This window comes from Xenorhabdus cabanillasii, from assembly GCF_003386665.1.
Taxonomy (GTDB): Bacteria; Pseudomonadota; Gammaproteobacteria; order Enterobacterales; family Enterobacteriaceae; genus Xenorhabdus; species Xenorhabdus cabanillasii.
In genome coordinates, this window is sequence record NZ_QTUB01000001.1 from 3842464 (window position 1) to 3858306 (window position 15843).

General features: G+C 42.3%; 15 protein-coding genes and 2 pseudogenes. 4 read left to right on the plus strand and 13 right to left on the minus strand.

Features of this window, described 5'->3' with window-relative positions; translation table 11 throughout:
* Positions 1 to 58 precede the first annotated feature (58 nt).
* The 4 genes and pseudogenes from BDD26_RS17175 (at position 59) to BDD26_RS17190 (ending at position 3723) form a co-directional block, all read left to right on the plus strand.
* Positions 59 to 313, plus strand: coding sequence for a hypothetical protein (locus BDD26_RS17175; RefSeq protein WP_115827230.1), 255 nt, complete (start codon positions 59 to 61; stop codon positions 311 to 313).
* A gap of 209 nt (positions 314 to 522) precedes the next feature.
* A pseudogene (locus tag BDD26_RS20900) lies at positions 523 to 768 on the plus strand (Arm DNA-binding domain-containing protein); the annotation flags it as partial.
* Positions 745 to 1506: pseudogene (locus BDD26_RS20905) on the plus strand (IS110 family RNA-guided transposase). The pseudogenes BDD26_RS20900 and BDD26_RS20905, both read left to right, overlap by 24 nt.
* Positions 1507 to 1692: 186 nt before the next feature.
* The gene (locus BDD26_RS17190; RefSeq protein WP_425330432.1) at positions 1693 to 3723 is read left to right on the plus strand and encodes an AAA family ATPase; all 2031 of its coding nucleotides are present in this window, start codon (positions 1693 to 1695) and stop codon (positions 3721 to 3723) included.
* 370 nt (positions 3724 to 4093) lie between these two features.
* Here the strand turns inward: BDD26_RS17190 and BDD26_RS17195 are convergent, their stop codons facing one another.
* From BDD26_RS17195 to BDD26_RS17250, 13 genes are all read right to left on the minus strand, one after another.
* Positions 4094 to 4798, minus strand: coding sequence for a DUF2931 family protein (locus tag BDD26_RS17195; RefSeq protein ID WP_244922767.1), 705 nt, complete (start codon positions 4796 to 4798; stop codon positions 4094 to 4096).
* Positions 4795 to 4965, minus strand: coding sequence for a hypothetical protein (locus tag BDD26_RS19645; protein WP_170140424.1), 171 nt, complete (start codon positions 4963 to 4965; stop codon positions 4795 to 4797). Before BDD26_RS19645 ends, BDD26_RS17195 begins: the two co-directional genes overlap by 4 nt.
* A 196-nt stretch (positions 4966 to 5161) precedes the next feature.
* Positions 5162 to 5587 carry a hypothetical protein gene (locus BDD26_RS17200; RefSeq protein WP_115827231.1) on the minus strand — a complete coding sequence of 142 codons (426 nt, stop codon included), beginning with the start codon at positions 5585 to 5587 and terminating at the stop codon, positions 5162 to 5164.
* A gap of 1 nt (position 5588) precedes the next feature.
* On the minus strand, positions 5589 to 5795 hold the full coding sequence (locus tag BDD26_RS17205) for a hypothetical protein (RefSeq protein ID WP_115827232.1): 207 nt from the start codon (positions 5793 to 5795) through the stop codon (positions 5589 to 5591).
* Positions 5796 to 5907: 112 nt separating this feature from the next.
* Positions 5908 to 6948 carry an IS630 family transposase gene (locus BDD26_RS17210; RefSeq protein ID WP_115827233.1) on the minus strand — a complete coding sequence of 347 codons (1041 nt, stop codon included), beginning with the start codon at positions 6946 to 6948 and terminating at the stop codon, positions 5908 to 5910.
* Between the two features lie 95 nt (positions 6949 to 7043).
* A complete protein-coding gene (locus tag BDD26_RS17215) occupies positions 7044 to 8096 on the minus strand; it encodes a glycoside hydrolase family 19 protein (protein ID WP_115827234.1) in 1053 nt (350 codons plus the stop codon).
* 21 nt (positions 8097 to 8117) lie between these two features.
* Positions 8118 to 8897, minus strand: coding sequence for a DUF4123 domain-containing protein (locus BDD26_RS17220; protein ID WP_244922768.1), 780 nt, complete (start codon positions 8895 to 8897; stop codon positions 8118 to 8120).
* Positions 8898 to 9047: 150 nt separating this feature from the next.
* On the minus strand, positions 9048 to 9362 hold the full coding sequence (locus tag BDD26_RS17225) for a transposase (RefSeq protein ID WP_170140425.1): 315 nt from the start codon (positions 9360 to 9362) through the stop codon (positions 9048 to 9050).
* A 195-nt stretch (positions 9363 to 9557) separates the two neighbouring features.
* Complete coding sequence (locus BDD26_RS17230; RefSeq protein WP_115827237.1) at positions 9558 to 10967, minus strand: amidase; 1410 nt, start codon at positions 10965 to 10967, stop codon at positions 9558 to 9560.
* A gap of 2 nt (positions 10968 to 10969) precedes the next feature.
* Positions 10970 to 12298, minus strand: coding sequence for an aspartate aminotransferase family protein (locus tag BDD26_RS17235; protein ID WP_115827238.1), 1329 nt, complete (start codon positions 12296 to 12298; stop codon positions 10970 to 10972).
* A complete protein-coding gene (locus tag BDD26_RS17240) occupies positions 12279 to 13409 on the minus strand; it encodes an aminotransferase class III-fold pyridoxal phosphate-dependent enzyme (protein ID WP_115827239.1) in 1131 nt (376 codons plus the stop codon). Before BDD26_RS17240 ends, BDD26_RS17235 begins: the two co-directional genes overlap by 20 nt.
* Before the next feature lie 9 nt (positions 13410 to 13418).
* Positions 13419 to 14282, minus strand: coding sequence for a TauD/TfdA family dioxygenase (locus BDD26_RS17245; RefSeq protein WP_115827240.1), 864 nt, complete (start codon positions 14280 to 14282; stop codon positions 13419 to 13421).
* 21 nt (positions 14283 to 14303) lie between these two features.
* A complete protein-coding gene (locus BDD26_RS17250; RefSeq protein WP_115827241.1) occupies positions 14304 to 15842 on the minus strand; it encodes an AMP-binding protein in 1539 nt (512 codons plus the stop codon).
* Between the last annotated feature and the right edge of the window lies 1 nt (position 15843).

The window sequence follows — 15843 nt, forward strand, 5'->3', positions numbered from 1 at the left end:
AATTTTATGGCTATCCACATAAACCTCACGCGAAACATAATTTTGATTGAGGAAAACAATGCTAACGCATATCGGTTTATTCGTTGCATTCGTGTATGCCACACCAATTTGTCGCGAATTTTTGACGTTTTCCCAGCTGGTTTTGTCCGAAAATCCCCAGATTATCCTGGGCATCACGGATTGTTTTCGCGCCAGTACCCCCAGAGCCTATCGGTATCATCCCGTCTATCAACGTGCCATTTTTATCAAAGCGTCACAAAAACTTATTTTTTGGCCGGTTATACGCAAACGCCTCACCAGTGTCGTACAATGATAATATACAGTCCCCTGTGCTCATCGTCGCCTCTCCGGGCACCACTTCAACTTCCAGTGAAGTCCAGCCCAGTCAAACAATTCGCATCAAATCCAGCAAAATCAACCTTCTTACCTATCTCAACGTCCAGTTTCGTCTGTTGCAATCAAGATGCAGCGAAGGGCATAATTCGGTGCACTTACCGTTCGATTAAAGGAATGCCCTTAATAATGAAACTAAACGCACGACAAATCGAAACTGCAAAACCCAAAGAAAAAACCTACAAACTCGCCGATGGCGGCGGTTTCTATTTAGAAGTCTCGTCACGCGGTTCAAAATACTGGCGCATGAAAGTATTACCGCCCGACCGATAAGAAAGAAGACCGTCTGGCGTTTATCCGGCGGTATCGCTAGCCGATGCCCGCGCTAAACGCGATGAAGCCAAAAAGCTGATGGCGCAAGGCATCGATCCCAAAGCCGGGAAAAAAGGCACTGCCTCCCCATCGAACATCACACATACCTTTGGACACATCGCCCGTGAATGGCACGCCAGTAACAAACGCTGGAGTGAGCGCCATCGCCAAACCGTACTGCGCAGCCTTGAGCAGTATATTTTTCCGCAGATTGGCAAGCTCGACATTACCACACTAAGAACCAGCCAGCTTTTAGCTCCCATCAAAGCTATTGATGATGAAGGTAAACACAACATCGCCCAGCGATTGCAACTTCAGGAACTGCTGTTTGAACTCACAGAACAACAGCATCGTTTGAAAACGCTGAATAAACGCCTTGAGCAGCTCAATGCCCAGTATGAAGATATTCGCCGTCTACTATCACTGCCCGGCATTGGACCATTGGGGGCTTCTGCATTGATGGTCGCGTTAGGTAATAGCCAAGCATTTGAGAATGGTCGTCATTTTGCCAGCTACCTAGGGTGAGTGCCAAAAGAGCACAGTAGCGGTGGTAAAGTCAGGTTGATGGGAATAACGAAGCGTGGGGCTCCGTATTTGCGCGGAATACTCATTCATGGCGCTCGCTCAGTCATATACAGTCTCAGAAAACTGCCTGATGAACGATGTAACGGGTTACAACACTGGTTAAAAGGTGTGATAGCCCGGAGTGGGCTGAATAAGGCGGCTGTCGCGTTGGCAAATAAGAATGCGAGGATCGCCTGGGCATTAATCAATCAACAATCGGAATATATTCCCCGGTAAGCAGAATATCCTGAACATAACCATACGGTAATAGATGTGCGTAACGTGATGTACTGACAGGTCGTACCGGCTCACTGTGAACCTGGTAGAATACGTAGTCAATTAAGACTGTGATCATGATGAGGGCAGTGAGTGCGGATTTTCATCAGGACTCTTTAGAAGCCGAATATATGTTTGCGACTACTTTTGTCAGAAAAAATTAGTCATCAACTTGATTTTGGTCGGTGTCCATATAGGTATTCATGGGCAAATCTGCTGCCTGCCTGTGGTATTGACGTTCCGGCAAAAGGTAAACATGGCGCTTGCCCTATTTGCGGTGGTACTGACCGTTTTCACTTTATTGATGATCACCATCACGGTAACTGGCATTGTCGCCAGTGTGACACCCCCAACTACGGTGATGGGCTGGATTTGGTAGCAAGAACCCAAAAGATTTCGATTACTGAGGCGGCGAAAATCATTGCCAATTCACTGGCATTGCCTCTGCCTGAACCCAAGCCCGCCAAAGAAAACCTGTACCCAATACAACCCATTGCCGACAGAGTGGCGGCACTGATGGCGCAAACTGTTGCCGGGCAATCACCCTATCTGACTGCAAAGGGGCTGCACTGCCCTAATCAGCGGCTGCTGTCCGATAAATCAACCGTGTTAGTACTGACAACACTGGACAATAAAGTCACAGGGGCACAGATCATCAAACTGAATGGGGAGAAAAAATTGCTCACCGGCAGTCAGAAGAAAGACGCGTTTATTGCTCTGTCAGCACCGGGAAATCATCCCGATACGGTGATCATTACCGAAGGTTACGCCACAGCACTCACGGTGAACCAACTCTGCAAAGGGACTATTCTGGCCGCTCTGGATGCGGGTAATTTATCCTCCGTTGCTCAATCAGTCAGGGAACGCTGGCCGGACACGAAAATCATTATTGCCGCAGATAATGACTGGCATCATTCCGCTGAGTTGGATGGGAACAGTAAACCGAAAGCGAATACCGGCAAAAGTTCGGCAGAAAAAGCCGCTCTTGCAGTTAATGGCTGGGTCACATTGCCACCGACAGAGCATAAAGCCGACTGGGATGATTATCGCCAGCAATACGGTATTGAAGCAGCAAAGCAGACATTCAGTAACGGGTTGTATCAGGCAGGGAAACCAATGAACCATCATGCAATAGAAAACCATTGTTATGACAATGTCGAAAGCATTTATCCAAAGCGCAAAACAAAGTTACCGCTGTCAGTGGGTTCGGCAGGATTTGATGCTCAGTTAGACTACGTGGTTAAAGGTATTATTCCGGCGCATTCCCTGTGCAGCATTTACGGCGCGAGCGGATCATATAAGAGTTTTCTGGCGGGAGCTTGGGGCTGTCATATTGCCACGGGTAAAGTGTGGGCAGGTAAACAGGTTGCTCAGGGTTCCGTGCTGTATGTTGTTGGTGAAGGTGGGATCGGCGTGCCACGGCGCATCAAAGCATGGGAAATCGTTAATGGTCAGGCTGTTGAAAATATGTATCTGATCAATACGCCAGTCTTTCCGGCCTCGCCCGCCGGAGTGCATGAACTAGTGATTGCTGCCCAACAGGTTGAATCTGAAACAGGTCAGCCGGTACGCCTGATTATTCTGGATACCCTCGCCCGCTGTTTTGGCGGAGCTGATGAGAATGACTCCAAAGATATGGGTGCGTTCGTCCGGGGCTGTGACGAGCTGAAAGCCAAAACCGGGGCAAGCATTCTGGTTGTTCACCATTCCGGCAAAGACGAAAGCAAAGGTGCAAGGGGTTCCAGTGCGTTTCGGGCTGCGCTGGATGTTGAATACCGGATCAACCGGGAGGGGAAAAAAGGCGGTGCGCTGGTTATCACCTGCACCAAAATGAAAGATGCCGAAGAACCTGAAACCCAAGCCTATGACCTGCGCGTAGTGGAACTCTTTACCGATAAAGACGGTGAGGATATTACGTCACTAGCTCTGATTGACAGGCTGCGCGATCCGGTTGAAGAGGAAGAGATCGGACTCATCGCCAATAAAACCGATAACCACACGGCATTGTGGCAGTGTATACGTTCACGCACTGCCCTGAAAGAATCCTGTTCCATTGCTCTTGTGCGTGATGATTTAAAGGCTATGGGGGTAAATGTGAAGAATTTCAGCCGCTGGTTAACCAAGTTAGAGCATGACGGGCTGATTACCCGGAAACGGGCAGGAACTGACCCTTGTTAACCAGAACAATGAAGATTAAAAAGTGAGTCAGAAAGTGAGGTGCTGTGAGGAAATGGAATTTGCACCTCACCGTATTCCTCACTTTTCTCGCCTATATACGTAAAAAGTGAGGAATACAAAAGATATTGATTTTTAAGGATAGATAAATCTCAATTCCTCACCTGTTTTTGCAGTGAGGAAAATAAAAAATGAGGAGAAAAATGAGGAACAGGTGAGGCGTTAATCTCTTTGCTGGCAGGAATTTTTTTCAGATCTCCGTGTAACCGGGTTAATGTATTAGCCCGGTTACACGGAGAAGACAAGCGCAGCGCGTCAGTGATACCCTAAAAATTAGCGTCTAACTATCAAGAGAAAAACTCAAAGTGGTCGTTTACCACTCTCCGTAAGGGTACTTTTTCCCTTTTATAAAGTTTTTGATACGTTCAGAATATTCACCATAACCATCAGGATGGTTTGTTTTGTCCCGGCAAATCGTCATGTTATCACCGTAAACCGATTCACCCGTGGCCACTAAGATATTATCACCATTGTTTTTATCATAGCCCCGTAACCAAGCCTTGGCAGTTCCGCCGGGGGCTAATCCGATAAAAATTCTATCTCGATAGAATATACGATCTTTAACTAAGTGCCCAGCAGAAGGCTCACGCATCAGTTGTCTTACATCTGGTGTGAATTTAAACAGTGTTTGATAGGATTTTTTATCAATCACTGAATCCCAACAAACTGTCAATGATAGGGGCAAGGCTTCACCATGGTTTTTAATAACATCGGATACTCCTCCAACACGTTTATTCCAGGTGTTTACACTTCTATAATCTGAATTAGCACCATCATTCATAAATTTTTGTACAATATAATTATCTTCATCCAAAAACTGGACAAAACTAATACTGGCGGGGAAATATTCTGGGGTAATAATTTGAAATCTCCATTTATCATAAGGCAGCGGTTCACTATTGCGTACAATGGGTTTGTAAGTCACTACCCGCTTTCCGGACGGATAAGAGTGAGAAGCGGTTAATCCCAATATCATGCCTGAGCAAAGTAACAACGCTAATGTTTTTTTGTTTCTCATTCTGAAATATCCTTGCCATTATTATCAAAAATAGTTCTACGCCAATTACTATTAGGACGATTCGCATAAGCAATTTCCGCCGGAAAAATATCCCCTTGCATTTTATTATCTTTTGTTTTTGTATTTTTCCAGTTTGCTGAAAAGTGAGTATATTTAGCCCCTATCAATGTCAGTTCTTCCTGAGTAAAATGCTCAGGTTTCTGCCCCTACCAGAGTACAGTTTAGATTTTTATTTTAAATAAGGAGAAAAATAAAAGTGGGCTAATTTTCCATGATAATCAAATCCGCCAACAAAATTGGCGGATTGTAATTAATTATCTGCTCATAAAAAACAAGCTCTCTTTGACGGTCAGTTCATATCAACTATTTCCAAATACAATCATCTAATTTTTCATCATACACATCTTCAATTTCTACAAAGTCAACTCGTCTACCTTTTTTATTTTTATATATTAAACCAGAGTAGAATGTTCCTTGTGAAAGAACCGTATAAGTTCCATTGGCTTCCCCTTTAATCATCTCATTCCATACCGTTGTATCAATAGATGGCCTAGTTTCGCTTAATATTATATCATCTTTAACAAAAACAATCGGTATAGCACTATCAGATTTCTCATACTTAACATAACCAAGATAGGCCTTATCTTTTTTTGAATATAGAGTGACATATTTTATATTTATCGGCCTTTTGCCTTTATCCGTATAACAAGTAACTGAAATAGATAATTCGGACGCAAAAACATTGGAAGACAATATGATAAATATCAAAAAAATAATTTTTTTAACCATTTTAATTTCCTCTTCTTTCTCTGTTTTCCCTTTCTACGTTTTCTCTTATTCTATCTTCTCTACCTTCCTCTCGCCTCAGTGCTGCGATTCGCCTGTTTATATAATTGGGAACATCACGTTTTCTTATTCCGTATATGTTTTTATCCAACTGGTTAGTTGGAAAAGGATTTGCAGTGAGTAATTCCAATGCTCTTTCATAGCCACTCAAAGCCTTATCTCTGTTTTTGACAGGTCCCCTTTGTGCTGTATCAGGATCATGCCAGAGTCCCCATGCAAAAGAATTAATTTTGTTATCATAGATAGAACTGCTAAATAGTTTGTCATAATGGTGAGACTCTTATATTTCTCATTGCTTTCCAAGCCATTAACGAAGCCCTTTTCAAAAAAATTTTCACATTACGAATAAGCTGCCACATAAATTGGCAACAATGATTGCGTGTCACCGTTTCATGAAGTGATTGCCATAACCGTTCTATTTTGTTTAACCAAGGCGAGTAGACCGGAAGAAAGAGAAGCGTCACAGTGGGATTATTCGACAGCCATTCTCTGACCTTTTTACTTTTATGGATACCGTAATTATCTAAAATCACGCTCAGCGTTTCTGCATCACGATATGCGCGTTTCAATGCTTCTAACATTTTGATAAATAAATCTGAGTTTTTCCTCGTGTAACCCGTAGATACGACCTTTCTTGTTTGGGCATCAAGGCAACCGGCAAAATAATATTTTTGATTTTGACCCGGTGTCACAATCCGTTTCTGCTGACCTTTAAAGTACCAGTCAGCGCCAATTTTAGGGTTAAAATCAATATCCACTTCATCTTCATAAACAACGGGGTGTTTCTCTGAAGCCCGTGAAAGTGCCTCAACAATACGCGCCATTTTTTCGTCATATTCGGGATCCGGTTGTTTTAATGTCGGTGCCGCCCGCCGCCAGACAATGCCTTGTTTGCAGAAGTAACGGTAAAGTGTGCTGATGGAAAGTGCAATATGCAGATATTTTCTGAGTAAAAACACAAAAAATGCAAGACTCCAACGAGAACCGATATAGCCAAACTGTTGGGGAGCGTGCTCTAAAAAATAATAGAAGAGAGGCAGATAACGGGCTAAATGCCACTGAATATGACGCCCCGCGGGTAAGCTCTGCAAGCCGGCCCATCCTTGTTCTCTAAACTTTTTCAGCCAACGCCAAACGGAAGATTCGGCGCAGCAAAGTATCCCAGCGACTTGAGGAACAGAATGTGTTTTGCACAGTAGAAGTATCCCCATGATCCGGCGTGCATAATTTTTATCAGGTGTTTTTTGAACGATTTTTTTCATCTGCCGCCGTTCATTTCGGGAAGTGGGTGGTATGATAAGCATAACTCGATCCTTTTTTCTGTGATTTTGCGTTTTGGGAACAAAAATTTCGCAAATTTAGGATCGAGTTTCTTTGAGACTCCTGCCATTTTGAAAAGCTATTTAGTAAATTCGAATATTTCATCTTCTAACAATTGATTAAGATGGTCAGCTTTCAATACCCTGATTGCTGTTCTTAGTTTATTTAACCTATCAGTATAACCTGTGAATCCCCCATTGATAATAGCAGTCACTTTGTTAAAATCGTCACGCCTAGCAGAGTTAAAAGCTCTGGCATGTATTTTATAAAACCAAAATGCTGATTTCACACTATGTGGTGAAGACAATAACTTATCCCGATCTTCAGCAGAGGAAGTTACGTCTTCATTAATGTAATTGCCGTACTCTACATAGTTAGTTCTGAATGTTAGTTGTATGAATCCTCGACCATACCAAGGGTTATATGCTTTTCTTTCTCCTCCATCTTCTTTCAAGGTTCGTAACCCTCCACTTTCATGGCATACCTGTGCAAAAAAATGAGCCTTACCTCTGCATGTAGTAATACCAAAATCCTTAAATCCATCATTAAATGCATTTAAATTGGCTTCAAGTACTGATTGTTGTGCTAGGGGTGCTATCTCTTGTAGTTCAGCTAAAGTAATGTCTCTATCACATGCACATCCATGAATCACCCTCATTTCCAGCACATGCCGTCGCTTGAGTTGGTGGGTTGACAATCCCTGTAAGGTCGAGCCACGGAAATGTTCTGAGTTCTGTAATTCCTGCTCTTGCCACCCGCTAATTGTAGGATACCCATCACTAAGCATACCCAATGTGGTGTATTGATATCCATGCCCGTCCAATATAGCCGTTGGCTTAACATGGGAATTGGCTTCGCCGGTTTGCTGACGAGGTGTCCGTTTGACAATTTCATCCGCCAGTGGTTGTGCTGGTATGGATAAGATGACTGGCATTGGTGGAAGGTCTTCTTCGCGTAATAAACCCTTTCCATCCGTTGTCCCCGTCCGCTCAATACTTGGATTCAGTCGGCTTTTCAATTTATAAGGTATCCCCGCCAGCGGTTCTCCCTGCTCATCCACAAGCTGAAATTCAACCCACTGTTTCAATATATTTGGGCAATTAATGCAATCCGTTTGTTCTAACTGACTCATTCTTTTCTTCCTAAATTAATCTTAAATTTCCTTGCTAAACGCAACCTGCGGGTTATCGGCAATAAAGCGTTCAGCGGTAAGTTTGTTCAAGTTCTGTTTTTCATCTCTCGCCTGCTTCAGCCACACCACAAGACTGTTTTGCAATTGTCCTTCTGGTTCATCCAGTTTCAGCGCCAATTCGGGGTTTTCCTCCCAAAGCTGACAACTTAAGGAGTAGGCCAGATTCTTGAGGGCGGTATCGGTTGAGTAACGGGCTTCAATCAGGTGATCACCCAGCACAAATAAATTTTCTGTTAATACCTGAGGACAGTTTTCCGGCCGGTAATAGCAATACGGTTCGGGCGTATCGATCATCAGTTCATTAACCGGAGTTAAGAGTTCACGCCAGTCACCGGGCTGTAGAGCTGGCAGCAGGGGCGTGAAAACACGGTTATCCATCAGACGCAAAACCACCACTTGCCCACGCAGTAAAACCTGCTGATGTAAACGCCAGTGTTCTAACTGAAATGACCACGGTAACGTACTGCGATAGCCCCAACCCCAACTGGCATCGCTGAATGCGTGTTGATCCAGCAGTAAAGCCAGTTCCGACAGGCAATTGGCTTTGGGTTGAATCAGCCACGGGCTTTGTTCCAGCATGGCTTTCATTGGTGTACCGCTGTAGAGCGGAAATGCCTGCTCTGTCCAGCCGTTGAGGTAAAAGAGCTGGACGGGGTTCGGTTTCGCCAGACTGTTGACCAGAAAATAACACTCTCCTTTGTCCTGATGTGACAGCCAGTTTTTCCAATTGCTCGATTCCATCATTCTTCTTCTGCTCCCGTGATAACCCAGTTTTCCTCTTGCTGGGGTCGGTTCCGGCTGGGGGCGAAATGACCCCCTAATAGGTACTGCGAGACACCTGAAACGCCTCACATAATTCCCTGACGGGCCATCGGGGGCTCAACCGTGTGATTAACGCATAGCATGCCTGCGTATCTCGCTCATCAACACGGCCGCCTGCTTTAGGATTTCTTTTTCCATTTCGAGGCGTTTGACCTGTTTGGCTAAGGTCTGTATCTGCTGCTGTTCGGGCGTGAGTGCCCGGCCGACAGGGGTGACACCCTGCTTTTCGGCCCGGTATTGGCGCACCCATTTTCCCAGGGTACTGGTATTGATCCCCAGTGAACGGGCGACATCGATAATCCGCAGTTGATGGAGAACAACCTGTTGAACGGCTTCCAGCTTAAATTCTGCGGAATAATGGTGTTTGGTGGGATTGAGTTTCATTGTCATACCTCATCGTGAGCGTCATAAACTTAACAGGATTTTGAGGTGTATGGATTTAGTATACCTCTACAATGTCCACCGGGTTGATAAAGCCAGAACATCACTTACCCCCCTATTGTGATGCTCTTCAGTTGCTAGGGAGCAGGTATACTGAAACGACGGTATACATTCTCCTATAATTTATTGGTTTTATGTTCAAGGTGTTTGTTCGTATACAGAGTACTGAAGACAGCTTTCAAGCTTGGACGCTATTGCTAATATCTGATGCTCGTTCCAATGTTTGCCGACGATTTGAATGCCAATTGGCATTCCAGTCTCTGGGCACTTGCTCACTGGGATGACGATTGCAGGTGATCCCGACAAGCTAAAAGGAAAAACAAATGAGTAATTGTCAATGTTATCCATAGATGTGCCATTTTTGAAAGCGACATCTGGGTACACTGGCGACACCAATATATCCACTTGATTAAACATAAGGTTGAGTTGATGTCTGAACGTATCCCTCATAATCATCGCGTTTTTGATTTCACTCGCCGTCATCTCAATTTGTTCACTTTGTTGCAAAATAGACGCAATCTCAGGAGTAAATTCCGTTTTACCCATTTGCTGATATAGATTTCGCCAACCTCGGCTGCTATCTCCCCCCAAAACAAATAGCTTCCATATCACCTCACAGGCTTCTCTGACGAGCGGTGGTGTAATTGTCTGAACCAAACTGACCTGTTTAGATAGAATGTCTTCGACAACTTGCACTGCATTTTCCACAGCGGGGACTAACTCTACGCTAGTGTTCTCACCGCGCCAAACACCAACCTTTAACCCTCGAATGCTACAATTACGGTAATCTTGATAGGCAACAGATACGGTATCTGGGTCTTGGCCATCAGCTCCATGTAAGTGATTTGCTAGCAGGTCCACATCATCCACATAGCGTCCCATCACCGCGAATGACGATGTTAGGTGAAATAGCCCTGAGCGTTCTTTTGGAAATTGTCCCGTGAGAGGAACACGACCTTGGGTCAACTTAAAGCCACATACGCCATTGAAGTGTGCAGGTATTCGAACACTCCCGCAGGCATCGGAAGCTATCCCACCCGGACTCATTCCGCTAGCAATAGCCACCGCTTCTCCCCCACTGCTTCCGCCACAAGAGCGAGACAGGTTATGAGGATTAAGTGTTCGTCCGTGCAACAAGTTATAAGTATCAAAAGACATACACATTTCTGACACATTGGTAAGGCCAAATGGTATAGCACCCTTAGCTTTTAAGCGCCTTAATACTGTCGCATCTTTAGTGCTCTTTTCACCATATAATTCTTTGACCCCCCGACTAGGGTGCAATCCAGCCACATGCATAGCATCTTTTACTGTGATCGGAATACCATGCAAAGCACCAAGTGATTCTCCCTGGATAATACAGCTGTCGGCACTTTCGGCTGAGTTTAAAAGATCTTGTAGTGATGACATCTCAACAATAGCGTTTAATGTCGGGTTGTATTTATCATATCGCTTAAGGTAGTGTTCTAATATGCTGGTACTCTTCAATAATCCTTTTTTCTGATAATCAACCATTTCGCGAATGGACATCGTGTCAATATTTAGCATCATTAAGACCTTTTTATCAGCGGTAGTGGGAGTTTGTACATGTTTTTAGTAAACAGGGAGACAGCTAAAACTTTCAGTTTGGAAAGTTGAGAAATTTCTTCTAAAGCCTCTGATGTAAATTGCAGAACTTCATCAATGATTTCGTCCGATACGATCAATGGTGGATAAAATCTTAGCACCGGAGAAATTGCTTTTTCATTCATTGAGTGTCCTGCATGAACCCCTTTTGAAGATAAAGCTTTTGAAAGTAATGTCTCGTATTTGGCGCCCCTTAGGCGCAACCCCGTCATAAGACCCACTCCCGGGACATCCTGAATAATATCAGGATACTTCACTGCCAGCTTCATTAACCCATAGCGCAGACGATTACCTTTAATGCATGAAGTTGCTACCAGATTCTGTTGTTCAATAACTTCTATAGCTGCCAATGCTGTGGCGCAACCAAGAGGATGACCTCCCGTACTACTAAAGAAGGAATCGCTTGGTTGATGTTTATTGAGTATTTCACTTGCATACATAACACATGCGAAAGAAGTAAAACCTCCAGTTAACCCTTTAGAAAGAATCAAGATATCCGGTGTAATGTTTCCGTACTCAACAGCAAACATTTTTCCGCACCTGCCAAATGCCGTTTGGATTTCGTCTGCTACTAGGATTGTATTGGTTTGGGTACATAACTGACGAACGTCTTCAAGGTAGCCAAGCGGGGGCATTTTTAGATGTGCACCACCCAATATTGGTTCCAAATACACAGCACAAGCACCATCCCCAATCGCATTTCTCATTGCTGCTACATCACCGTATGGAACTTTGACCACTTGATAAGACAATTTACCAAAACTCTTCTCATGTTGAGACTGCCCAAGAAGGCTCATGGCAGCAAGAGTTTTACCATGGTAAGCACCTTCTACGATCACAATGCGCTTACGATTCGTGTATGCTTTCAGTACATAACGCAATGATTGTTCAACAGCCTCTGCCCCTGAAAGCATATAGCTGACTTTTCCCCAGTTACCAGGCGCAATGTTGCACAACTTTTCGCTAAGCTTTCTTTGTGGAACGTTCGGTTGGCCCTCAACAGACCACGCAGATTTATCAATTTGTTCAATAAAAGCTTTACGAACCTTAGGGTGAGAATGGCCGACCACAAAAACACCGTAGCTACAAGCGAAGTCAATGTAGCGCCTATCGTTTGTATCAAAGACCTCACAACCCGATGCGCGATCTTCAACTTGGGTATCGGCAAGGTGATAAAGCTTGGCAGCAGAAGGTACCCAGTGACGTTCACATATCTCAATTAACTGATTTCGTTCAAATGTTTTCGTTGTCATCAAACATTCCCTTTATAATTGATAAAGCACTTTTTAGGTCAAGAGGGTCAGAGTTCAACATTGGGTACAAAGTCAAAATATTTCCATTCGGCTTTTTTACCAATACACCCTTTTGTTTTAATTTCTCCACTAGAGTTAAAGACTCTACATGGTGCGGTATACGGACATTCACAATTGAACCAGTCACGCTGGCCACATAAGGCTGGAGATATTCGGCTATTTGATTACCTAGCTTAGAAAAATGCTTATGAGCCTGTTTATCTTGTACATAATCTAATGTGCTAAGTCCCGCAATGCTAGCGAGTGGGTTACCTCCCGTCGTACTTCCATGTTTGGCTGGCGAAGACGTACCATAAATAAGATTGGCATTGTCCAATGAAGTGATATAACAACCTAGTGGAACTAGGTTGCCACCGATCGGACCACCTAACACTACAATGTCAGGTACTATAATAGACTCATCAAAACCGAATAACTGACCTGTTACTCCCATGCAAAATTCGTTAACATTACATATCAGTGGCACTTTGAGTTGACGAGATATATCTTTTAGAGCAATCAGTTGCTTTGTTGATAATGGTTTTAGCTCTCCTGTTTCATCAAGAAACAAAGGGGAATAACAGATAGCCAGACAGTCAACACCTTGGTCAAGAAAAGACAAAGGATTATTCCTATCTATCTCGAGCAAATTAAGATTAAAAAATCCTTTGGTAGAGTCGAACTCTGCACGATTGCTCAGGCATCGCCCAAAAAATAAAGAGCCGAATTGGCAACCGGATACGTATGCGATAACAGTTGAACTAGGGTTGAGAGCTTTACACAGTTTCAGAGCACCTTCAAAAGCCTCATCTCCACTACTACAAACATAAGTATTTGATAAGTTAGTCGGCAGGAGCAAAGATAAAGAGTGGCAGAATTTAAGTAATGGCTCGGACATTAACACTCTATTAGACAACCCCATTTTCATTGCTTTATCTTTAACTCTTTCAGCAATTTCTTTTATTGAATAGCCTATCCCCCCAGTGGCTAAATCAAATAGAGTCTGACCATTTTCCAAAACAACGTTGGCCCCTGAAGCAGATTGGACAGAATATTGTTCAGTTTTAATCATTTTTTTCACCTATACGTAACTTAAAGCATTAAAAATTTTTCTACGCTCATCTATGATCTTATATCGACCATGCATTACTCTTCGGTTATCAATTAAAACAAAATCATTGTCATCCCAATCAATTGGGATCGTATTTAGCTCTGTTATTTTTGAGATCTCATCTAATATTTCACTAGGTATTGGTTGTTCTGTTCCGGCTATTGTAATCCTTGGTTTTTCATAGTTGAATGAAGGTCCTAATATGCTATTTGCAAATGCCAATTTATTATTAACTAATGATGACTGTAGAGCACTAACAGTAAACTGATAAAATATTGAATTATCTTCATTTAAGGTGAGTTTAATATTCTCAGTTTCACTCACTATTTCATTTAAGTGTTCAAACGTTGCAGAGTTAATATCGTTTAGTTCGGGTATGTAGTGACAAACAAGTTTCTTCCATTTCTCTTCAGGTACATTACGTGAATAACAAATATCCTTTTCAAGGAAAAATGTTTTTGCCTTGGATGAGAGTTGTTCATAAACAGCAACTCCATCACAAATTGTTGTTTGCGAGCCGATAGGGGGAGCCTCTTGACAATAAAACCAACATAGATCAGGCCAAAATGGAGAATTCCCGTTTTCACAATGTAAGCCTACTGCATCAGTGCCAGCATCAACCAATTGTGCTGCACCGCTTTCAATCGTTCGAGCTGGATCCATACTTAGTTTTGAGCTATTATTTCGAACAAATTTAGCAAACTCCAAAACATCTTTTGCACCCTTTTCAAATAATATAACTCCATTAAGAGATAACTTTTTTAATAAAATATCTTTGTTCAGGATCGATAATTCAGAGTTGGGGATTTTTGTTACTGATGTTGATTTATTCATTTCTGTTTCCTTTAGACGTTTTTAAAAATTGTTTTTTTGATAAAACTTTTTAATTTCTTCCCTCTTGGGTCTACCTGTTACCGTAAATAAACTGTCGAGTGTTGGGTTATTTTTGTTCACAATCCAAAGTTGCTCTGGTCTTTCTACATCTGAATATTCTTTATCCATCCAATCTTCTATTTCTTCACGTTTAAATTTAGAGGGATCTACTTTTAAAAGAATTACCATTCCTTTTTTGTCATCTAAAAACAATGTGGAAGATATCACACCTTTTCTATTTTGAACTTCTGACTCAATTTTTTCAGGGTAAACGTTTCTGCCATTTGGTAGACAAATTATGTTTTTCTTTCTTCCAGAAACATATAGATAGTTCTCTTCATCTAAATAGCCAATATCACCAGTATTTAGCCACCCATCTTCGTCAACATAACATACCGAGGGATCATAGCCAGAGTATCCTGAGAATAGCGATGAGCTGCGGATTTCAATGCTATTCTCATCAGCAATTCTGACTTCGACATGAGGTAATGGCCTACCTACACTACCCAATCGATTGAACTGTGGAGTATTGACACTAACTACTGATGCATTCTCACTGAGACCATAGCCCTGATAAGCATCAATACCCAATGACCGTAATTGTTCGAGAGTACGCACGTCAACACGCGCACCACCACAAGTAATGTGAGGTACAAACTTTAAATATTGGTAGAGTGTTTCATCACCTTGTTCAACTGCATTTAATAGTGCCTCTATTACAACAGGTGGCACCGTCATTGCAGTTGGCTTAACCTCTTTAATCCAGTTCAGTATTTCTGTTATATCGCATTTATTTTCACCTATTAACGGCATGTTTTTTGGAAGAAAGTTGACAGTGCCTCCATGAATAAAAGGAAGATAAATTGCTGTCATTTGTTCTAACAATAAACTTAAAGGTACTAATGATAAGTACTCTTTTTGGCTTTCTTTTGGAATCGCCGAGGATAAATTTTTAAAAGTTTCTATTATTGCCTCTTGTTTAAGTTTCACTCCTTTAGGAGTACTAGTTGTCCCAGAAGTATGAATAACTTTACATATTTCTGCTCCTCCTTCGTTAGTTAAATCGAGCAATATTTTGTTTTCTAGGGCTGAGAAGAATGCATCGTCAAGTAAAATGCTTTTTTCTTTATTTATCTGAATCCCCCATTTTTTATCTAGCGTTTCTTCACCAGTTTTATCGAATATAAATAGATCACATTTAGATGCTAAATGATGAGCTTGAGCGTATGAAAATGCGTGAGGTAACGGCAAGCTAATTAGACCTGTAAATAAACAACTTAAATCTGCAATAATCCAATCCGTGCTATTACGACAAATAATTCCAACTGTTATATTTTTATTTCCTTTGATTTTTTCTATCTTACTCAGTAATTCACATTGTAATTTTGCTGCTCTTTTTTCTATGTCATGATATGTCAGAGACAATGGACTTGAGTGATTAAGAGATGTATATTCTCGTGCAGCAATTTTATTCTTATATTTTTTAATCGAATCCATTAAATATGTATTTAAGTTTTTCATG